Source organism: Tatumella sp. JGM94 (genome assembly GCF_018257595.1).
GTDB lineage: Bacteria > Pseudomonadota > Gammaproteobacteria > Enterobacterales > Enterobacteriaceae > Tatumella > Tatumella punctata.
Genome location: NZ_JAERJN010000003.1, coordinates 207,172 through 228,936, shown reverse-complemented (window position 1 = coordinate 228,936; position 21,765 = coordinate 207,172). Strand labels below are relative to the sequence as shown.

Annotated in this window: 16 protein-coding genes; 9 read left to right on the top strand and 7 right to left on the bottom strand. The window is 49.5% G+C overall.

Annotated elements, in window-relative coordinates; translation table 11 throughout:
• Positions 1-3: 3 nt before the first annotated feature.
• From JK216_RS03915 to pncB, 5 genes are all read right to left on the bottom strand, one after another.
• Complete coding sequence (locus JK216_RS03915; protein WP_212711058.1) at positions 4-1,209, bottom strand: ISL3 family transposase; 1,206 nt, start codon at positions 1,207-1,209, stop codon at positions 4-6.
• Between the two features lie 153 nt (positions 1,210-1,362).
• Positions 1,363-2,553, bottom strand: coding sequence for an amino acid aminotransferase (locus JK216_RS03910; protein ID WP_212711921.1), 1,191 nt, complete (start codon positions 2,551-2,553; stop codon positions 1,363-1,365).
• A 243-nt stretch (positions 2,554-2,796) separates the two neighbouring features.
• Positions 2,797-3,882, bottom strand: a complete 1,086-nt coding sequence (ompF, locus tag JK216_RS03905) for a porin OmpF (RefSeq protein WP_283092860.1) — start codon at positions 3,880-3,882, stop codon at positions 2,797-2,799.
• 297 nt (positions 3,883-4,179) lie between these two features.
• Entirely contained in the window at positions 4,180-5,580 is a 1,401-nt protein-coding gene (asnS, locus tag JK216_RS03900) for an asparagine--tRNA ligase (protein WP_212709924.1), read from the bottom strand.
• A gap of 148 nt (positions 5,581-5,728) precedes the next feature.
• Positions 5,729-6,934 carry a nicotinate phosphoribosyltransferase gene (gene pncB / locus JK216_RS03895; protein WP_212706680.1) on the bottom strand — a complete coding sequence of 402 codons (1,206 nt, stop codon included), beginning with the start codon at positions 6,932-6,934 and terminating at the stop codon, positions 5,729-5,731.
• Between the two features lie 264 nt (positions 6,935-7,198).
• Between pncB and pepN the strand changes: the two genes are divergently transcribed.
• From pepN to JK216_RS03880, 3 genes are all read left to right on the top strand, one after another.
• Entirely contained in the window at positions 7,199-9,814 is a 2,616-nt protein-coding gene (gene pepN / locus JK216_RS03890) for an aminopeptidase N (RefSeq protein ID WP_212706793.1), read from the top strand.
• A gap of 210 nt (positions 9,815-10,024) precedes the next feature.
• Positions 10,025-11,035 (top strand): quinone-dependent dihydroorotate dehydrogenase, encoded by a 1,011-nt coding sequence (gene pyrD, locus JK216_RS03885; RefSeq protein ID WP_212706679.1) that lies wholly within the window; start codon positions 10,025-10,027, stop codon positions 11,033-11,035.
• Between the two features lie 162 nt (positions 11,036-11,197).
• A complete protein-coding gene (locus tag JK216_RS03880) occupies positions 11,198-11,740 on the top strand; it encodes a cell division protein ZapC (protein ID WP_212706678.1) in 543 nt (180 codons plus the stop codon).
• Positions 11,741-11,742: 2 nt separating this feature from the next.
• Here JK216_RS03880 and JK216_RS03875 read toward each other — a convergent pair whose 3' ends face one another.
• Positions 11,743-12,855, bottom strand: a complete 1,113-nt coding sequence (locus tag JK216_RS03875; protein ID WP_212706677.1) for a YcbX family protein — start codon at positions 12,853-12,855, stop codon at positions 11,743-11,745.
• A gap of 105 nt (positions 12,856-12,960) precedes the next feature.
• Between JK216_RS03875 and rlmKL the strand changes: the two genes are divergently transcribed.
• The 6 genes from rlmKL to rmf all read left to right on the top strand — a co-directional run bounded on the left by rlmKL (position 12,961) and on the right by rmf (position 20,953).
• Entirely contained in the window at positions 12,961-15,075 is a 2,115-nt protein-coding gene (gene rlmKL / locus JK216_RS03870; protein WP_212706676.1) for a bifunctional 23S rRNA (guanine(2069)-N(7))-methyltransferase RlmK/23S rRNA (guanine(2445)-N(2))-methyltransferase RlmL, read from the top strand.
• Between the two features lie 6 nt (positions 15,076-15,081).
• Positions 15,082-16,995 (top strand): ABC transporter ATP-binding protein, encoded by a 1,914-nt coding sequence (locus JK216_RS03865; RefSeq protein WP_212706675.1) that lies wholly within the window; start codon positions 15,082-15,084, stop codon positions 16,993-16,995.
• 5 nt (positions 16,996-17,000) lie between these two features.
• A complete protein-coding gene (pqiA, locus tag JK216_RS03860; protein WP_212706674.1) occupies positions 17,001-18,284 on the top strand; it encodes a membrane integrity-associated transporter subunit PqiA in 1,284 nt (427 codons plus the stop codon).
• Positions 18,271-19,911 (top strand): intermembrane transport protein PqiB, encoded by a 1,641-nt coding sequence (gene pqiB / locus JK216_RS03855; protein ID WP_212706673.1) that lies wholly within the window; start codon positions 18,271-18,273, stop codon positions 19,909-19,911. The genes pqiA and pqiB overlap by 14 nt, the downstream gene beginning before the upstream one ends.
• Positions 19,911-20,483 carry a membrane integrity-associated transporter subunit PqiC gene (gene pqiC, locus JK216_RS03850; protein ID WP_212706672.1) on the top strand — a complete coding sequence of 191 codons (573 nt, stop codon included), beginning with the start codon at positions 19,911-19,913 and terminating at the stop codon, positions 20,481-20,483. Before pqiB ends, pqiC begins: the two co-directional genes overlap by 1 nt.
• A gap of 302 nt (positions 20,484-20,785) precedes the next feature.
• Entirely contained in the window at positions 20,786-20,953 is a 168-nt protein-coding gene (gene rmf / locus JK216_RS03845; protein ID WP_212706671.1) for a ribosome modulation factor, read from the top strand.
• Between the two features lie 276 nt (positions 20,954-21,229).
• Here rmf and fabA read toward each other — a convergent pair whose 3' ends face one another.
• Positions 21,230-21,748, bottom strand: coding sequence for a bifunctional 3-hydroxydecanoyl-ACP dehydratase/trans-2-decenoyl-ACP isomerase (gene fabA / locus JK216_RS03840; RefSeq protein ID WP_212706670.1), 519 nt, complete (start codon positions 21,746-21,748; stop codon positions 21,230-21,232).
• Between the last annotated feature and the right edge of the window lie 17 nt (positions 21,749-21,765).

Here is a 21,765-nt window from a genome sequence, read left to right as displayed (position 1 = left end):
GGTTCATCGCGTTTTACCGGGGAACGCTGCTTTTATCTTCAGGAAGAAGTAGTCATTATCCCGGTATCCATATGCCATGCGTTTCAGCACCTTGATCTTGTTATTCATTCCTTCAAGCATGCTCGTATTCAGCCGGTGCGTCGCACTGGCGATTATTCCGCTTATGTAGTTCTTCAGCTTGTTAGCGAACTGCTGTAACGCCCTGATCCCACTCTCATCACACTGTCTGTACCACTCATTCCAGCGTGCCTGTGCGGTGGCCTTGTCTGGTGCATACCACATCTCCTTCAGCGCAGTTTTCATTACATACACGGTATTTAGCGGCTGGTTGGCTTCCAGCAGTTCTGCCAGTTTTACCTCATGTCCTGCCGGCAGGTTTTCCGGGTTACGCAACAGTAACCAGCGGCTGCGCTTGATAACCTTCCGCGCTTTCTTGTTGTCACGCAGCTGATTAGCCTGGTCGACCCGCACCCTGTCGATAACCTCACGACCGAACTTTGCCACGACGTGGAAGAGGTCATACACCACTTCTGCCTGTGGGCATTGCTCTCTGACCTCCAGGTCCAGTGCAGTATTCATATCCATCGCTACAGATTCAATGGCAGCGCAGCCTTCAGGACCCAGCCAGGTGAAGAACGGACGGAAGGCCACCCGGCTTCGACCTTCACCGACCCACAACACCTGCTGTGTATCTGCATCCACGACAACGGTGGCATAACGATGGCCTTTAAACAGAGCGAACTCATCCATTATCAGGCGGCGCAGGGTACGACGCTCAGGCTCTTGTAGCTCGCGTCGCAGTCGACGGAGGTCGATATTCTTGATGGTATGCCAGTGCAGCCCCGTCAGCTGCGCTACATGCTTAACGGGTAACAGCCGGGTAAGAGACTCCACCCAGACAGCTAAAGTGGAGGTATAACGTTGTCGCTCAGGCAACCAGGATATGCGTTCAGTAACGATACCGCAGGATGCACATCGCAGACGGCGAACGGGAACCTGAAGTGTGATGCGCCAGTGCAGCAAGTCACGCTCACGAACCCGGCGCAGGGAAGTATCATGAACAGCACAGGTGTTCTGGCCACATCGGCGGCAGGCAGGAGCAAAGTCCGGGTCAGGCCGGAGGGTAATAAGAAGCGCATCGTGTGCGCATGGGGTAAAGGAATCGACGGTGAAACCTTCCCAGAAAAGCGAAGAGAGGTTAGCATTCATGGCAGACGGCGGTTTAGTGGCTGGTTAGTGTTTTGGCGAATACAAAACTAACCACTTTTACCGCCGTTTTCTATTAATTCACGCGAAGGTGCGATGAACCATAAAAAAGCCATCAGCAAATAATTGCGATGGCTTATTTCGCGGGTTTCCTGATTACAATACGGCGATAATCGCTTCACATAACGCGGACATATTATCCGGCGTCATTCCGGCAATATTGATCCGTCCGGAATCTACGGCATAAATACCGGATTCATGGCGTAACCGGTGTACCTGCGCCGTTGTCAGACCACTGAAAGAGAACATACCGTTCTGATTATTGATAAAGCTGAAATCCTGTGCTGCGCCTTTATCCGCCAGAGTATTAACAAACAGCTGACGCATCCGCTGGATACGCTGTCGCATATCTGACAGTTCCTGTTCCCAGATAGTCCGTAATGCGTCGTTACCGAGGATCGTCGCGACAATCGCTGCACCGTGTGACGGAGGATTTGAATAGTTTGAACGGATGGCAAATTTCACCTGGCTGAAAGCTGCAGTGGCTGCACTGCTGTCTTCAGCGACCAGGGTTACGGCACCGACACGTTCGTTGTACAGTCCGAAATTCTTCGAATAAGAGCTGCACACCAGTAATTCTTTATGCTTATCTGCAAAGATACGCAGTCCGGTAGCATCTTCTTCCAGGCCTTTACCGAATCCCTGATATGCGAAATCGAATAACGGCAGCCAGCCGCGTGCAACTGACAGTTCAGCCAGTTGCTGCCATTGTTCGGCAGTCGGGTCGATACCGGTAGGGTTGTGGCAGCAACCATGGAACACTACGACATCACCGGCGGCAGCCTGCTGTAATGAATCTGTCAGTGCAGTAAAGTCCAGCTGGTGGTTTTGTGCATCGTAATAATGATAAGTGCATACTTCCAGGCCACTGGCGGCAAAGATATTTTTATGATTCGGCCAGCTCGGATTGCTTATCCAGACACGTTTAACGCCAGTCTGCTGCACCAGAAAATCGGCGGCAACCCTCAGTGCACCGGTCCCCCCCGGGGTCTGAGCGGTACGGGCGCGTTGTGCAGCCAGTAACGGGTTATCTTTACCAAACAGTAACTCCTGAGTAAGACGGGCGAACTCAGGGTATCCGTCGATACTGAGATAACTTTTGGTGGTTTCATTTTCCAGCAGGAACTGTTCTGCTTTCTTCACGCTGGTCAATACCGCGGTTTTTCCTGTTTCATCTTTATATACGCCAATACCGAGGTTAATTTTATTCGGACGGTCATCGGCGCGGAAAAGATCAGCCAGGCCCAGTATAGGATCGGCAGGTGCAGCAGAAATTAATTCAAACATGAGTGAGACCCGATTAGAGATAAACACATTGTGCGAGAGCTCAAGGTTATCCCGATGGCTGCAGATTGCCAACAGCTACAAGGCAAATTTATGCGCTAAATATCATATTTTTATTATGACAGAGGACTGAGCAAAACGGAGAAAGGATGCAGAACAGGAAAAGTGTGTGAAGTGAAAATAGCGGAAAAAACCAAAACATACGGGGCCATCCGGCCCCGTGTGCAGTACTGAGTTATCTGACAATCAGAACTGGTAAACCAGACCGACGGCCACGATGTTATCGGTAGCCAGATCCAGTTTGTTATCGCTTTTCAGCAGGTTGATTTTGTAATCAACGTAGGTAGACATATTCTTGTTGAAGTAGTAAGTCGAACCGACATCAATATATTTATTGATATCTACATCGCCGACATTTTCAACATCTTTGGCTTTAGTCTGGATATAGGCCAGAGAAGGACGCAGGCCGAAGTCAAACTGATATTGTGCAACCAGTTCAATATCCTGAGTCTTGTTAGCGAAACCAGAAACAGAAATATTGTTGACTTTACCTGAAATAGGAGTGGCGTTCTGGCCTTCAGCATAGGTCGCTGCCAGGTAGATGTCATTTGCGTCATATTTCAGACCGGTAGCCCATACCTGCGCATGGTTGCCTTTACCCAAATACTGACTGCTATTCTGGCTGGCGGTACGTGTTTCGCTTGAAAATGCACCGGTTACCGCTACACCGATCGGCGAAGTATAACTGGTTGAGAAGCCGTAGCCATCGCCATTCGCTCTCTGGATGTCAGTAGTACGGTCATTTTTGCCCTGGTACTGAACAGCGAAGTCCCAGCCATTCACCAGACCAAAGAAGTCAGTGTTACGGTAGGTAGCAACACCGGTAGTACGGCCAGTCATGGTATCAGTGATACCAAAGTCGCCACCGAACTCTGGCAGCATATCGGTCCAGCCCAGTACGTCATAAGCAACGGCGTAGTTACGGCCGTAATCAAAGGTACCGTACTGACCGGCTTTCAGGCCGGCGAAGCCCAGACGGGTCTTGTTACCGTCTTGTGCATCAGAGCCTTCGGAGTTATTCGCGTTGAAGTTGTATTCCCACTGGCCGTAACCGGTCAGCCAGTCGTTAATCTGAGTTTCGCCTTTAAAACCGAAACGGGCATAAGACTGGTCACCATCATTTGATTTGTCTTTAGAAAAATAGTGCAGGCCGTCGACTTTACCGTACAGATCCAGTTTATTACCGTCTTTATTATAAATTTCAGCGGCGTTAGCTGCGCCTGCAACTAACAATGCCGGGATCACGACTGCCAAAATGTTGCGCTTCATCATTTATTACCCTCATCGGAGTTTATTGTAGACAACTGTCACTATCGTCAACAATTCTTTACAAGAACTATTTGCGATGTTTCGTGTCTTTCTGTGTCTGAGGCATCTTTCCATTCATACGATGCCATTTCTAGCCCGAATATGCTACAAAACTAAAATTTGAGTTTCAAGCTGAAAAAGTGTATTTCAAGATGTAAATAACATGGAACTTTGTGAGAGGAATAAGTTCGGTACAAAATAATAAAGCCGGTAATTACCGGCTTTATTATCTATATGAATTTATTATGCTTTAATTAGCATTTAGAAATTTGCATTTCTCGGGGTGCGGGGGAACGGGATAACATCTCTTACATTTTGTACGCCGGTGACATAAGCGATCAATCGTTCAAAACCTAATCCGAAACCTGAATGTGGTACGGTGCCATAGCGACGAAGGTCACGGTACCACCAGTAATCCTCTTTGTTCAGGCCCATTTCAGCCAGGCGCTGGTCAAACACATCCAGACGCTCTTCACGCTGTGAACCGCCGATGATTTCACCAATACCCGGGGCCAGCACGTCCATGGCTGCGACAGTTTTTCCGTCGTCATTCAGTCGCATATAGAATGCTTTAATATCTTTCGGATAGTTTTTCACCACCACCGGGGCACAGAAGTGTTTTTCTGCCAGGAAGCGTTCATGTTCTGAGGACAGGTCAATTCCCCAGGAGACGGGGTTTTCGAATTTGTGACCACTCTGTAACAAAATATCTATCGCATCCGTATAGTCGACCTGGGCGAAATCGGTACTGATAAAGGTCTCCAGGCGCTGGATAGCTTCTTTATCAACACGTTCAGCGAAGAACGCCATATCGTCAGCACGCTCGGCCAGTACCGCTTTAAATGCGTATTTCAGCATTGCTTCGGCCAGTGCTGCCGCATCATCCAGTTCTGCAAAGGCAATTTCCGGCTCTATCATCCAGAACTCAGCCAGATGACGGCTGGTGTTAGAGTTCTCGGCACGGAAAGTCGGGCCAAAGGTATATATTTTGGACAGTGCACTGGCGTAGGTTTCGCCATTCAGCTGTCCGGAAACTGTCAGGAATGATTCCTTACCGAAGAAATCTTCACTGAAATCAACTTTACCCTGTTCGGTACGCGGCAGGTTTTCTAAATCCAGCGTCGAAACGCGGAATAATTCACCGGCACCTTCGGTGTCTGATGCAGTAATTAGCGGTGTCGACACCCAGAAATAGCCGTTTTCGTGGAAAAACCGATGAATAGCCTGAGCAAGGGTGTGACGGACACGGGCAACAGCACCAATCAGGTTAGTACGCGGGCGCAGGTGAGCAACTTCGCGCAGATATTCAATACTGTGACGTTTTGCTGCCATCGGGTAACTGTCCGGGTCATCAACCCAGCCAGCCACTTCAATGGCGGTGGCTGCAATTTCAAAAGCCTGGCCCTGGCCCGGCGACTCCACCACTTTACCGGTGACAATCACAGAGCAACCGGTGGTAAGGTGTAAGACTTCATCCTGATAATTATTAAGCGAATTATTAACAACAGCCTGAACAGGATTAAAGCAGGAACCGTCATAAATGGCGATAAAAGAAAGACCGGCTTTGGAATCTCTACGGGTACGAACCCAGCCGCGAACTGTGACTTCACTATCAACAGCAACACGGCCTTGCAGTACGTCCACTACAGGCACTACGCTCATAATTATCTCTCTATTCAATAATGTTTATAAATGCCCCGACAGGGGGTAGCAGATATGTTACTTGCGAGTTTTCAGGAAACAAGAAAAATTACGCGAAGCAGGATGATTTCACGGTAAAAGAGAGAGAATAGCTGCTCTCCGCAGCTATTCAACTGGCGCGCCTGACCGCAGGCAGGTCAAAAGCTTTTTGCAGGGCCCGGACAAATGACTGGTCGTGACAAATGGTTTTTCCGGGGCTGTCTGAAAGCTTGGCGACAGGTTTACCATTACAGCTGACCAGCTTAATCACAATATTCAGAGGTTCGGTTTCCGGAATATCACAGGTCAGGCGGGTTCCGACACCGAAAACAACCCGGATCTGGCTGTCAAAGTGACGATACAGATCCAGTGCTTTGTTCAGTGTCAGGCTATCGGAAAATACCAGGGTTTTGGTCTGCGGGTCGATACCCAGTTTGCGGTAGTGAGCAATAACTTTTTCACCCCATTCCCGCGGGTCTCCTGAATCGTGGCGCAGTCCCTGATAGTGGCTGGCAAAGTGACTATCAAAATCACGCAGGAAAACATCGGTGCTGATACAATCTGTCAGCGCAATCCCCAGCTGGTCCTGATATTCGTCCAGCCATACCTGTAAGGCAACCCGCTGACTGTTAGCCAAATCAGGACTGATTTGCTGGTGGGCCTGAAACCATTCGTGGGCCTGGGTGCCGACGGGGCTAATATCAAGGCGTCGTGCAAGATCATAATTACTGGTGCCAGCCAGCCAGCTGACATCCTGTTTCAGGGTTTCCACGACTGCCTGCTGTACCGGACGCGAGAAGCGGCGACGGGTACCGAAATCCATCAGACGAAAACGGCTCAAATCGAGACCGGCAGAGGCGTGGTTAAATTCCGCCAGCTTTTGCTGCAAATAATCGACTGCCTGAGTCACACCGTGGTCAGGAGAGCGATCACGATGAACCAGTTCGCTAATCATCGCCAGTAACGGGACTTCCCACAAAATCACATCGACCCACAGGCCGCTGATAGTGATCACCAGCTTGCCCTGTTGATCGGTAACTGACACCTGTTGTGAATTAAAACGGAAGTTTCTGAGCCATCGCAGATAATCAGTGCTGAAAAACGGAAGGGTGCTCAGGTAGTTATACTCTTCGGGAGTTAATGCCAGCGATTGCATCAGCTGAATTTGCTGACGAATTTCCGCGGCATACCGGCCCGGGAGCTGTTCACCCCGGCAGCGGAATTCTGCGGTCACTGAGACATCACGATAACGATGATAAACCGCTTGCTGCATATGAAGCTTATAAGCATCAGTGTCCAGCAATGAAGTAAGTATCGGGGAAGCATGTCGTTTCATGGTGCGTATCTGCATCCTGTTCCGCGGCGCCCGGGGCTGGCCTGGTGAAAGTTAAGAATATTAAACAACAGTTGCAGTATAACCTGATCCCGGGAAAAGTGAATCAGATCACAACACACTTTATGCGGTCAGGTCGAGATTAAATTGTGCCAGATGTTAAAAAAATGTACATAATAAGTTCGCTTATACTTTCGTCTGGAAACCCATGCGTAAGAAGCATAAACTCGGGATTTAAGACTATTTTTCTAAGGCTGAGAAGGAATGATGACAGATCAACCGCAAATTAAGTATCGTCACGATTATCAGGCACCGGACTTCACTATCACTGATATTGATCTGAGTTTTGATCTTGATGAACAACAGACCAGAGTGGCTGCAGTGAGCCAGGTTAAACGTCTGAATGATCAGGCTGCGGCACTGGTTTTGCAGGGGGAATCATTAACCTTACATTCTATTGCTATCGACGGTGTTACATGGGAAGACTACCTTATTGAGGGCAATCTGCTGACCATAAACAACGTACCTGCACAGTTCAGTCTGCAAATAATTAATACCATTCATCCGGACCAGAATACCGCCCTTGAAGGCTTGTACAAATCCGGGGATGCACTCTGTACTCAGTGTGAAGCTGAAGGGTTCCACCATATTACCTGGTACACCGACCGCCCGGATGTACTGGCGCGTTTTACGACAACGATTACTGCCGACAAGAAAAAATACCCTTATTTACTGTCCAACGGTAACCGGGTTGACTCGGGAGAGGCTGAAAATGGCCGTCACTGGGTAAAATGGCAGGATCCGTTCCCGAAACCCTGTTACCTGTTTGCGCTGGTGGCCGGTGAATTTGATGTCCTGCGTGACAGTTTTACCACCCGTTCAGGCCGTGAGGTTGCACTGGAAATTTTTGTCGACCAGGGAAATCTTGACCGTGCTGACTGGGCAATGACCTCACTGAAACAGAGTATGAAGTGGGATGAAGAACGTTTCGACCTGGAATACGATCTGGATATCTTCATGATTGTCGCGGTTGATTTCTTCAATATGGGGGCAATGGAAAACAAAGGGCTGAATGTTTTTAACTCTAAATATGTGCTCGCCAAAGCAGAAACCGCGACCGACAAAGATTATCTGGGTATTGAAGCCGTTATCGGACATGAATATTTCCATAACTGGACCGGTAACCGTGTCACTTGCCGTGACTGGTTCCAGTTAAGCCTTAAGGAAGGCCTGACCGTGTTCCGTGACCAGGAATTCAGTTCTGATTTAGGTTCCCGGCCGGTCAACCGCATTGATAACGTACGGGTTATGCGCGGGGCACAGTTTGCTGAAGATGCCAGTCCGATGGCACACCCGATCCGGCCCGAGCAGGTCATGGAAATGAATAATTTCTACACCCTGACCGTCTATGAAAAAGGCTCAGAAGTTATCCGTATGATGCATACCTTATTGGGCGAAGATAAATTCCAGCAGGGTATGAAACTCTATTTCCGTCGCCATGACGGCAGTGCTGCAACCTGTGATGATTTTGTACAGGCGATGGAAGATGCGTCCGGGGTTGATCTTACCCAGTTCCGCCGCTGGTACAGCCAGTCGGGGACTCCGGTACTGACGGTGCAGGATGAATATGATCCGCATACTGAGACTTATAAACTGCATGTGAAACAGCATACACCGGCCACTGCGGATCAGACTGAAAAACTGCCATTACATATCCCGCTGGATATCGAACTTTACGACGGACAAGGCGAGGTTATCCCGCTACAGTACCAGGGGCAACCGATAGCTTCGGTACTCAATGTGACTCAGGCTGAGCAAACTTTCGTGTTTGATAAAGTATACTTCCAGCCAGTGCCGTCTCTGCTGCGGGAGTTTTCGGCACCGGTCAAACTCGACTATCAGTGGAGCGATGCTCAGCTGACTTTCCTGATGCAGCATGCACGTAATGATTTTTCTCGCTGGGATGCGGCACAAAGTCTGCTGACCACCTATGTGAAGCTGAACGTATTACGTTTCAGCCAGAAACAGCCATTATCGCTGCCGAAACACGTTGCTGAAGCCTTCCGTACTCTGTTGCAGGATAACACCAGTGACCCGGCGCTGAGAGCCTTGATCCTCAGCCTGCCATCAGAAAATGAAATGGCAGAATGGTTCAGCGTTATCGATCCTCTGGCGATTTCTGCTGTCAGAACCTCAATGATCCGTACCCTGGCAAAAGAGCTGCACAATGAGCTGCTGGAAGCCTGGCAGCAGAACCAGTGTGGTGAGTATCGTGTGGTGCAGCAGGATATTGGAAAACGGGCCCTGAAAAATGTCTGTCTGAGTTATCTGGTGTTTGGTGATCCACTGGCCGCCGATGCTCTGGTCCGCCAGCAATACCTGCAGGCAAACAATATGACGGATGCGCTGGCAGCCTTAAGCGCAGCGGTATCTGCACAATTGCCTTGTGTCGATGAACTGTTGCAGCAATGGGATGAACGCTGGCATCAGGACGGGCTGGTCATGGATAAATGGTTTATGCTGCAAGCGACCAGCCCGGCGGCAGATGTGTTATCACGGGTTGAACAGTTGCTGACACACCGTTCCTTTACCATGAGTAACCCTAACCGGGTCCGCTCACTGATCGGTGCCTTTGCTTCGGCAAACCCGTCTGCGTTCCATGCTGCCGATGGCAGTGGTTATCGTTTTCTGACCCGTATGCTGACTGACCTGAATAAACGCAATCCGCAGATCGCGTCCCGTCTGATTGAACCGTTAATTCGCCTGAAACGTTATGACAGTCAGCGTCAGCAACTGATGCGTGAAGCATTAGAACAGCTGAAATCTCTGGACGATTTGTCGGGTGATTTATACGAAAAAATCACCCGCGCATTAGCGGCCTGATTACTGGTTAAAGACAGCACAGTGACGAAACCACCGGCAATGACCGGTGGTTTTTTTTGCATCTTAAATAATAAGTTTATTTGATACCCCTCAGGATCTGCGGGCAGTTTGCGGGTTAAATTTACTTTTGTCCGAAAGCTCTTTACCATTCCGGCGCAGAAAACGTTTCAGCCTGACCCCTAACCGCGACCAGTGTTTCCAGGAGAGTGCATGTTATATCCAATCATCCGCCCTGCATTATTTAAACTTGACCCCGAGCATGCTCATGAGCTGTCAATAAAACAGCTGAAATTACTTCAGGGAACCGCATTTGAGCGTCTGATCCATCAGTCTGTGCCTTCAAAGCCGGTAACTTGCATGGGTCTGCAGTTTGATAACCCGCTCGGCCTGGCGGCCGGATTAGATAAAAATGCCGAATGTATTGATGCATTTGGTGCAATGGGTTTCGGATTTGTTGAAGTCGGTACCGTCACGCCACGTCCCCAGCCAGGCAATGATAAGCCTCGTTTATTCCGGCTGGTGGAGGCCGAAGGAATTATTAACCGGATGGGGTTTAATAACCACGGGGTTGATCATCTGGTCGAAAATGTAAAAAAAGCAAAATTTCGCGGTATTATCGGGATCAATATCGGAAAAAATAAAGATACACCTGTTGAGCAGGGTAAAGATGATTACCTGACATGTATGGAAAAAACTTATGCCCATGCCGGTTATATTGCCATTAATATATCTTCACCGAATACTCCGGGCTTACGGACATTACAATACGGCGAAGCGTTAGATGATTTGCTGTCAGCAATAAAAGAGAAACAACAGGAATTACAACGCAGACATTTAAAATATGTGCCTGTCGCGGTAAAGATCGCGCCGGATCTTTCAGAAGAAGAATTGATCCAGGTTGCCGACAGTTTAGTCCGGCATAATATTGATGGTGTGATTGCGACGAATACCACCCTGGATCGGTCGCTGGTTGAAGGATTGAAATATGCAGGAGAAGCAGGCGGGCTTAGTGGCCGTCCTGTTCAGCTACGCAGTACCGAAATTATTCGTCGGCTGAGTAAAGAATTAAACGGGCGGTTACCTGTTATCGGGGTGGGCGGGATTGATTCTTTAATGGCAGCGAAGGAAAAACTCGCGGCAGGAGCTACGCTGGTTCAACTATATTCAGGATTTATTTATAAAGGTCCCGGACTTATCCGGGATATCCTGAGGGATATTTAAGCACAATAAGTTTATTATTTAGCCAGAGGGGTTTCTTTATTCCTCTGGCTCGTTTATATTTTATCCGGATTATACTCAGCAGGACCGGTTTAGTTATTCAGAACAGGCTGTGATTTATATTCAGGAAAGAGATTTCCACCGTAATGAGAGAGGCGGCTAGAGATGACATTAAAGCCCGATGATCGCTGGCAATGGTATTACGATGATGTCCGGGATCGTATGATGCTTGATTTAACCGAAGGGCTGCACTTCTGTTCCCGTTTTCCTAAAAAAATGCTGACGCCCGATGCATTTGAACCGCAGCGTTTTTGTGTTGATGATGCTGCCGGTTTTTTCAATTTCGATGAAAAATGTCGTGCTGTTAACTTTAGTCATCAGCAACGGGCTGAATTGGTGTTAAATGCGCTGGTAGCCAGCCGTTTTCTGAAACCACTGATGCCAAAAAGCTGGCATTTTGTTGCCTGTCATTCCGGCTGGCAACCGGAAGCAGGGCAACTGGCGGAAGCAATCCTCTCTGATACCGGTCAGCCGGCACGTTTGCTGGTGGTTGAAACGGGCAGCAATGCTGCACTGTGTGTTGTTGCCCAGAGTTCGCTGGAATTATCAGGAAAAAGGCTGTTACTGGGTGATGCCATTAAAATTATGTACGATCGGCTGCGTCCCGCGGACACCGCCGGCGAATTCTCCCTGGAACAGGCCGGTTAATCTCAGTCACTTTCCAGAACGACGGCACTGCGCGGTATACAGCTACAACTCAGTACTTTGTCACCGTTAACTCCTGAAGCATTCAGTGCGGTGACCTCTCCGCTGACCAGAGTCAGCCGGCAACATCCGCAGGCACCCGCACGACATGAATAGGGGATACTGAATCCCGCCGCTTCCAGTTGCTCCAGAAGGATCTGCTGGTTATTACCACGGAAGCTTTTTCCCTGATAGCGGATATCGATAATGGCATTATCCGTCTCTGGCCGGGCCACGGTTTGCTGACGTTGTGTCACTGTGTAGGGACGGGCGGGTTTTCTGGCCAGTACAGTAACATCATCGCCACAGCGGATGACGCCGCTGTTACGGGCGATCAAATTCAGGCCGAAATCGATATCACCACTGCTGTCTGCGGCCAGACGGAACATTTTCAGGGTTGTCATGGGTTCACCGGATGGGTGCTTAACTCCGCGTTCGGTACTGACCGTGGTGAAAATACAACGGCTGCAGGGTTTTGCCACATCGAACGTAATATCGCCGACCCGGATCACAGACCACTGATCTTCATCCCAGGCGCTTGCCCCCGCCACTACCAGATTCGGACGAAATTGTTCGAGACGGATCCCCGCCGGACAGCGATTCTGTAAATCATAAAAAGAAGACTGGTTGATCAACAGAAACGGGTAACCATCAGCAAAGCCGACCGGGATCTCCGGAAAACGCCTGACCCGGCGTGCAGGTTTAATACCGGTCCAGCGCAGTTGTACCGGATGAGGAAAAAACCGGCTCAGCCATTGGTTAATCACTTCGGGGGCGATACAGGAGGCAAAGTTGCTGCCCCAGACCTCGGCGGGTTCCACCTGCGGGCTGAAATCGTCAAATCTTACCAGCACCTGACTATTATCCGGCGCCTGGATAAACAGTCCTTCTGGCTGAACCAGCGGAGTAAATAGCACCATTTCCGGATACTGGCGGGCAGTAATAAACTTACCTTCAGTAGTGGTTACCATAAACATCCGGTCCCAGGAAAGTCCCTGTGGTTGTACCAGTGACTGGGAAACAGCGGTACCGCGCATCGATTTTACCGGGTGAATAAATAACCGCGACAGACTGATCATAATTTCTCCGTTCCGGGCTTCTTGCTAATAAAGACGCTAACTTTATGACATAGCGCTGTGATTCGCTATAATGCGCAGCAATTTCCAATTAAGTAGACCAAAAATATGAATTCTCTGTTTGCCAGTACAGGCCGTGGGCTGGAAGAACTTTTAAAAACTGAGCTTGAAGCGTTAGGCGCTCAGGATATACAGCTGGTACCGGGCGGTGTTCATTATCAGGGCGATGATAAAATGCTGTACCAAAGCCTGATGTGGAGCCGGCTTGCTTCGCGGATCCTGCTGCCATTAGGAGAGTTTGGTCTGTGGAGTGATCTTGATTTATATGTCGGCGCACAGTCGATTCCCTGGACCGAATTATTCGACAGCCAGCATAGTTTTGCGGTGCACTTCAGCGGCACCAATGACATTATCCGTAACAGCCAGTTCGGTGCTATGCGGGTAAAAGATGCCATTGTCGACAGTTTCACCCGTAAGAATCTGCCAAGGCCGGACGTTAACCGTGACGCTCCTGATATCCGCATCAATGCATGGCTGAACAAAGACAAAGTCAGCATTTCTCTTGACCTGAGCGGAGATGCGTTACATCAGCGTAATTACCGTCAGCAGACCGGACAGGCACCATTAAAAGAAAATCTGGCGGCAGCCGTGGTACTACGATCAGGCTGGCGTCCGGGGACGCCGATGATCGACCCGATGTGTGGCTCAGGTACTCTGCTGATTGAGGCTGCCATGATCGCCGCCGATCGTGCCCCGGGGCTGGCTCGTCAGCATTGGGGATTCACGGCCTGGAAAGGACACAATGCCACCCTGTGGCAGGAAGTGACAGCTGATGCTAATCGCCGTGCCGGGCAGGCAATGCAGGGTAAAAAAGTGCGTTTTTATGGCTACGACAGCGATCCGATTGTTATTCAGCGGGCACAGGCCAATGCACGCAAAGCGGGCATGAGTGCGTTTATCAGTTTTAAACGCCAGGATGTCTCACAGCTGACGAATCCGCTGGCTGCCGAAGATCAGGGGACCCTGCTCAGTAACCCGCCTTATGGCGAACGTTTGGAAAGTGAACCGGCGCTGATTGCACTGCACAGCCAGCTGGGCAGGATTGTGAAACGTGAATTTCCCGGCTGGACATTATCGCTGTTCAGTGGCTCCCCGGAACTGCTGAGCTGTCTGCAACTGCGTGCTGAGCGTCAGTTTAAAGCGAAAAATGGTCCGCTGGATTGTGTGCAGAAAAATTACCAGCTGATGGCCGGATCCGGTGAAGCAGGGCGGGAAATCGCCGGGGATTATGCTAACCGTCTGCGGAAAAATGTGAAAAAGCTGGATAAATGGGCGAAACAGGAAGGTATTGACGGTTACCGGATCTATGATGCCGACTTACCGGAATACAATATTGCTGTAGACCGTTATGCCGACTGGGTGATAATTCAGGAATATGCACCACCAAAAACAGTGGATGCACAGAAAGCACGACAGCGCCTGTTTGATGTGATCAGTGCCACCCTGACCGTATTGGATCTTCCGGCAAACCGGTTGGTGCTGAAAACCCGTGAGCGCCAGAAAGGTAAAAACCAGTATCAGAAATTAGGCGATAAAGGCGAATTTTTCCCGGTAAAAGAATATAACGCCCGATTGCTGGTCAATCTGACCGACTACCTGGATACCGGATTATTTATTGACCACCGTATTGCCCGTAAGATGCTGGGCCAGATGAGTGAAGGGAAAGACTTTCTTAACCTGTTCGCATACACCGGCAGTGCCAGTGTTCATGCCGGACTGGGCGGAGCCCGCTCAACCACGACGGTTGATATGTCACGCACCTACCTGGAATGGGCAGAGCGGAATTTACAACTGAATGGGCTGGCCGGCCGGGCACACCGTCTGATCCAGGCTGACTGTCTGAGCTGGCTGAAAGAAGCGACAGAATCTTTCGACCTGATCTTTATCGATCCGCCGACATTCTCAAACTCAAAACGGATGGAAGACAGCTTTGATGTTCAGCGTGACCATCTTGATCTGCTGCGTGATCTGCAGCGATTACTGCGTCGTGGCGGAACGATTATGTTCTCGAACAATAAGCGCGGGTTTAAAATGGACTTTGACGGGCTGGCGGCTCTCGGACTACAGGCCAATGAAATTACGCAAAAAACCCTTTCTCAGGACTTTGCCAGAAATAAACACATTCATAATTGCTGGCTGATTACTGCCGCGGGTAAGGAATAATTTTTTATGTCATTAATCAGTATACACAATGCCTGGCTGTCATTCAGTGACGCGCCATTACTGGATAACACCGAACTGCACATTGAAGAGAATGAGCGGGTATGTCTGGTCGGACGTAACGGGGCCGGTAAGTCGACATTGATGAAAATCATTAACCAGGAAATTGCCCTGGACGATGGTCGCATTGTCTATGAGCAGGACCTGGTCGTTGCCCGGCTGCAGCAGGATCCGCCACGAAATATCACCGGCTCGGTGTATGACTTTGTCGCCGAAGGGGTCGCGGAACAGGCAAAATACCTGAAGGAATACCATGCGATTTCGCATCAGGTCATGCAGGATCCGAGTGACAAGAATCTTAACGAAATGGCGAGATTACAGACATTACTGGATCATCATAACCTGTGGCAGCTGGAAAGCCGTATTAATGACGTGCTGGAAAAGATTGGTCTGGATGCGGAAACTGAACTCTCTTCTCTGTCGGGCGGATGGTTACGTAAGGCGGCACTGGGGCGTGCACTGGTCAGTAACCCGAAAGTACTGCTACTTGATGAACCGACCAACCACCTGGATATTGAAACCATTGACTGGCTGGAAACATTCCTCAAGACCTTTACCGGCAGTATTATTTTCATTTCCCATGACCGTTCGTTTATTCGCAATATGGCAACGCGTATTGTTGACCTGGATCGCGGGAAACTGGTGTCATGGCCGGGTGACTATGACAATTTTGTGCTGGGTAAAGAAGAAGCTCTGCGGGTAGAAGAACAGCAAAACGCGGAGTTTGACCGTAAGCTGGCCCAGGAAGAAGTCTGGATCCGCCAGGGGATTAAGGCTCGCCGTACCCGTAATGAAGGCCGTGTCCGCGCTCTGAAAGCATTACGTCGCGAACGCTCTGAGCGTCGCGAAGTCATGGGCAAAGCAAATATGCAGGTTGAGGAAGCATCTCGTTCAGGGAAAATTGTCTTTGAACTGGAAAATGTTAATTACCAGGTGGACGGTAAAACACTGGTCGATAATTTTTCGGCACAGGTTCAGCGTGGTGACAAAATTGCACTGATTGGGGCTAATGGTTGTGGTAAAACCACAATGTTACGTCTGATGCTGGGTGATTTAGCCGCGGACAGCGGACGGGTACATAGCGGTACCAAGCTGGAAGTAGCCTATTTTGATCAGCACCGTGCTGAACTGGATCCTGATCGCACAGTTATGGATAACCTGGCAGAAGGCAAGCAGGAAGTGCTGGTTAACGGTAAACCGCGCCATGTCCTCGGTTACCTGCAGGACTTTTTGTTCCATCCTAAACGGGCGATGACCCCGGTCAGGGCTCTGTCAGGCGGAGAACGCAACCGGTTATTGCTGGCCAGATTATTCCTGAAACCAAGCAACCTGCTGATCCTCGATGAACCTACCAATGACCTGGACGTGGAAACACTGGAACTGCTGGAAGAACTGATTGATGGCTACCAGGGGACAGTATTACTGGTCAGCCACGATCGTCAGTTTGTCGATAATACTGTCACTGACTGCTGGATTTTTGAAGGTAACGGCGAAGTCGGCCGGTTTGTCGGGGGGTACCATGATGCACAGCAACAACGTGCCGCCTACAAACAGACCAAAAAACCGCAGAGTGTCAAGCCAGATGCACAGGCGAAATCACCCACTGAGACCAGAGCAAAAACCACTAAACCCGCTAAGCTTAGTTATAACCTGGCACGGGAACTGGATCTGTTACCACAGAAACTGGAAACTCTGGAAACAGAGATAGGTGAGTTGCAGGCAAAAATGGGGCATGCTGATTTTTTCAGCCAGCCCCATGACAAAACTCAGCCGGTAATCGATCAGCTCTCCGCAGCCGAACAGGCTCTGGAAGAGGCTTTTTCCCGCTGGGAATATCTTGAAAATCTCAGGAACGGAGAGTAATTCCCATGAACATAACCCGGTGTGAGCAACGTAATGATGCAGACACATGGGTTTTGTGTCCTCAGTGTGATATGGCATGCCGCTTACCGCCCCTCAGCATCGGGACGAAAGCGGTTTGCCCGCGCTGTCACACAACTCTGAATATGCACTGGCCGGATCCCGGCAGACGGCCTATCGCTTATGCGGTGTCGGCTCTGATTATGCTGATTCTGGCAAATATGTTCCCGTTTATCAGTATGCATGTTGCCGGCTTAAGCAGCGAAATCACCCTTACCCGTATTCCGGATATTATGGTGTCTGATAATTTTCGATCGCTGGCATTTCTGTTTTTATTGCTGGTACAAATTATTCCGGCCAGTTGTCTGGTGATGATTATTTTACTGGTTAATCACGTAAAAATACCCCGTTCTTTGCGGATCCTGCTGGCCCGGCTGTTTTTCCAGCTGCGCAGCTGGGGCATGGCTGAAATTTTTATGGCCGGGGTACTGGTCAGTTTTGTAAAACTGATGGCTTACGGAGATATCGGACTGGGGATCAGCTTCTGGCCGTGGTGTCTGTTTTGCATACTGCAATTACGCGCTTTCCAGAGTGTGGATAAACGCAGTTTATGGCGTCATATTCAGCCGCAACAACCGTTGTTTAAAACGCCACAGGCAGGTATCAGTGGTTTAGCTCAGGGGATGCGGTCATGTCCCTGTTGTACTGCTATTCTTCCCGCAGAGACGCGTATCTGCCCGCGTTGCTCAACGGCCGGAACGGCACGAAAAAAACAAAGTTTGCAATGGACACTGTCATTATTGCTGACTTCTGTAATGCTTTATATACCCGCCAATATTATGCCGATTATGGTGACCGATGCCCTGGGGTCGAAGATCACGTCGAATATTATGGCAGGGGTCGTGTTGTTATGGAGTGATGGATCTTACCCGGTCGCGATGGTTATTTTTATCGCCAGCATTATGGTACCGTCGCTCAAAATGCTGGCTATTGGCTGGTTAAGCTGGAACGCCAGCGGTAAGGGGCGGAGAGACAATCAAAAAATGCATCTGATTTATGAAGCCGTCGAATGCGTCGGACGCTGGTCTATGATTGATGTATTCGTGATCGCTATTTTGTCATCCCTGGTGCGAATGGGGGGGTTAATGAATATTTATCCGGCTCCCGGAGCACTGTTGTTTGCCAGCGTTGTTATTTTAACCATGTTTGCCGCACTGACATTTGATCCTCGTTTGTTGTGGGACCGTGAAACAAAGAACCGTATTGAGGAATCTGGTGTTGAAACAGAATAATCATGAAACAGCCCGTATAGAGAACATCAAAAGGTGGTCACCGGTATGGATTGTGCCGATTGTGACGATTCTGATTGGGGCATGGATACTTTTTTATCACTTTTCACATCAGGGACCGGAAGTTACCCTGATAACCAGTAATGCTGAAGGTATTGTCCCCGGCAAAACGACCATCAAAAGCCGCAGTGTCGATATTGGTCTTGTGCAAAGTGCTGAACTGAGTGATGACCTGCGGCATGTGGAAATTAAAGCGCGGCTGAATGCAGGAATGGAAAAAACCCTGCATCAGGATTCGGTATTCTGGACCGTTAAGCCGCAAATCGGCAGGGAAGGTATTACCGGACTGGGGACGCTGCTGTCCGGTTCTTACATTGAATTACAACCGGGAACAACAGGTGATAAACCGGACCATTATGCGTTACTTGACTCGCCTCCGTTAGCTCCGCCGGATGCTAAAGGGATCCGCGTGACTCTTGACAGTTCTAAAGCCGGACAGCTGAATCCCGGGGACCCGGTATTATTCCGTGGCTACCGGGTCGGCTCGGTGGAAACCAGTAAGTTCGATACGGAAAAACGTCTGATGAGTTATCAGTTATTTATTCAGGCACCTTATGACCGGCTGGTAACCACCAATGTCCGTTTCTGGAAAGACAGTGGTGTCTCCTTCGACATGTCAGCCTCAGGAATGCGTATCGAAATGGGATCACTGACGACCCTGTTCAGCGGCGGGGTCAGTTTTGAAGTCCCTGATGGTGCTCCTCTTGGTGAACCGGCAAAAAACAATGCTGATTATCATCTGTTTGATGATCAACATTCTTTACAGGAATCGATTTATACCCAGCACACCAACTTCGTGATGTTTTTTAATGAATCGATTCGCGGGCTGCAGCCTGGCGCGCCGGTGGAATTCCGGGGGATTCGTTTAGGTACCGTCGCTAAAGTACCTTATATAATGCCGGGCAGCCTGAATACTCTGAAAAATGATTATCGGATTCCGGTACTGATCCGTATCGAGCCCGGACGACTGGCGGCCAGTGTGGGAGATAAGTTTGATCTGCAACAGCACTTGCAGGATGCCCGTCAGCATGGCCTGAGAGGCAGCCTCAAGACGGCAAACCTGATTACCGGTGCACTGTATGTTGATTTAGATTTTTACAATAACGTACCGCCATTCACTGGCCCGGATAAGGTGGGTGATGTTGAAGTGATACCGACAATTGCCAGCGGGCTGAATCAGATGCAACAGAAGGTGATGACTATTCTCGACAAGGTTGAGAAGTTACCTCTGGCACCAATGCTGACTGAAGCTACCGGTACCCTGAAACAAAGTCAGAAGACCCTGAAAAATATGCAAACGGCTCTGGATAATCTGAATAAGATCACTTCCAGCCCGGCGATGAAAACATTGCCTGCCGATATGCAGCAAACCCTGCGTGATTTAAATCGCAGTCTGAAAGGGTTACAACCGGGATCGCCGGCATATAACAAGCTGGTGGGTGATATGCAACGACTTGACCAGGTATTGCAGGAGCTGCAACCGGTGCTGAAGACTCTGAACAATAAGAGTAATGCGCTGGTATTTGAAGCACAGCCTGGCAAAGATCCCCAGCCGAAGAGGGCGAAATAATGAAAAGAACATTCATCGCGGCTTGTGTACTGTTGCTCAGTGCCTGCAGCAGTGAGGCAGATAAGCATTATTATCAGCTGCCGGCACAGCCGGTACCTGTATCTGCTGTCTCTTCGCCGGGGCTGTCCTCTGCTGACTCCCCGAAAGTATTATGGGTAGAACCGGTCAGTGTCTCCGATTTTCTGTCAGGAACGGGTCTGGCCTATCAGACCAGTGATGTACAGTATGTGATTGCCACTAGTAACCTGTGGGCCAGCCCGCTGGATCAGCAATTACAACAGACGCTGGTCAGTAATCTGAGCCAGCTTATGCCTGGCTGGCTGGTGACCGGATCACTGGCCGGTAATAACTATGACACCTTATCGGTTTCGGTCACCGGTTTTCATGGCCGTTATGATGGTAAAGTGATTATTACCGGTTCATGGATCCTGCAACGTGGCCAGCAAACCCTGCGCCGGCCGTTTTCACTGGTATTGAAACAGTCACAGGATGGCTATGCGGCATTAGTCCGAACCCTGGCAGAAGGCTGGCAACAGGAAGCAGTGCAAATAGCCAGACAAATCAACCAGTAATATAATATTATCCCCTGAAAGCCTCCTGACGGAGGCTTTTTTTATCCGCAGAAGCCGGCCTCGGAATATTCCTGAATGATGCTGCTGTTTGTAAATAATTCTCTATGAAAGAATAACAGGTGACGGTAACACATTGTCTGAACTCTGTTTGTCTGCCGGTTGTGTCAACAGGATGACAATCTGATGAATTTCAGTGATTGATCTTTTGTTTTTGAGGCGGTAGAAATAGGGCGTGGCCGGATGTTTATTAACCACACATCCTTTCTATCCCGTCCCACCTTAGACAATGAGGGAAAGCTGATATGAAGAGACAAAAAAGAGACCGCCTGGAACGAGCACATTCACGCGGCTATCAGGCCGGCATTACCGGACGTTCAAAAGAGAACTGTCCGTATCAAACCATTGATACCCGTTCCCATTGGTTAGGCGGGTGGCGCATGGCGATGGCCGAACGCTCGGTGTTTGCTTAGCTCTGAAAGGATAGGACGCCGGGGCCTGTGCCCCGGCAGAAAATACCGGACTCTGATAACCTGCCTGATAGATCCCTTTGCCCGCCGGGCCCGCCCGTTTTTTCTCTCTGTTATGGTCCGAAACCGATGCTGATAGTCTGTTTCTGCGGCGGTGAACCGCCAGTAACCCCGTGACCCTTATAAAGGATTAACGGCAGCCAGAACAGGGGAGTTTTGCATAAAAAACGGGAGTGAATTATCACTCCCGCTCAGGTCGGTACTGTCAGTCAGCGGTGATCAGAAAGATTCAGTATCTTTGAATAAACCAACTTTCAGGTCGCTGGCATTGTAGATCAGCTGACCATCAACAAAGACTTCACCATCAGCCACACCCATCACCAGTTTACGGTTGATGACACGTTTGAAGTGAATTTTATAAGTGACTTTTTTAGCGGTAGGTAATACCTGTCCGGTGAATTTAACTTCACCAACACCTAATGCGCGGCCTTTACCTTCTGCGCCCAGCCAGCCGAGGTAGAACCCGACCAGCTGCCACATTGCATCCAGACCCAGACAGCCTGGCATCACCGGGTCATTGACGAAATGACAGGCAAAGAACCATAAATCAGGGGTGATATCTAACTCAGCTTCAACGAAGCCCTTGTCAAACTTACCACCCGTTTCGGACATTTTGACGACGCGGTCCATCATCAGCATGTTTCCTGCCGGTAATGGCGGACCATTCTCACCAAATAACTCTCCGCGTCCGGAGGCAGCAAGATCTTCTTTTGTATAGGATTCGCGTTTATCTACCATGTCTTTTTCTAGCCTTA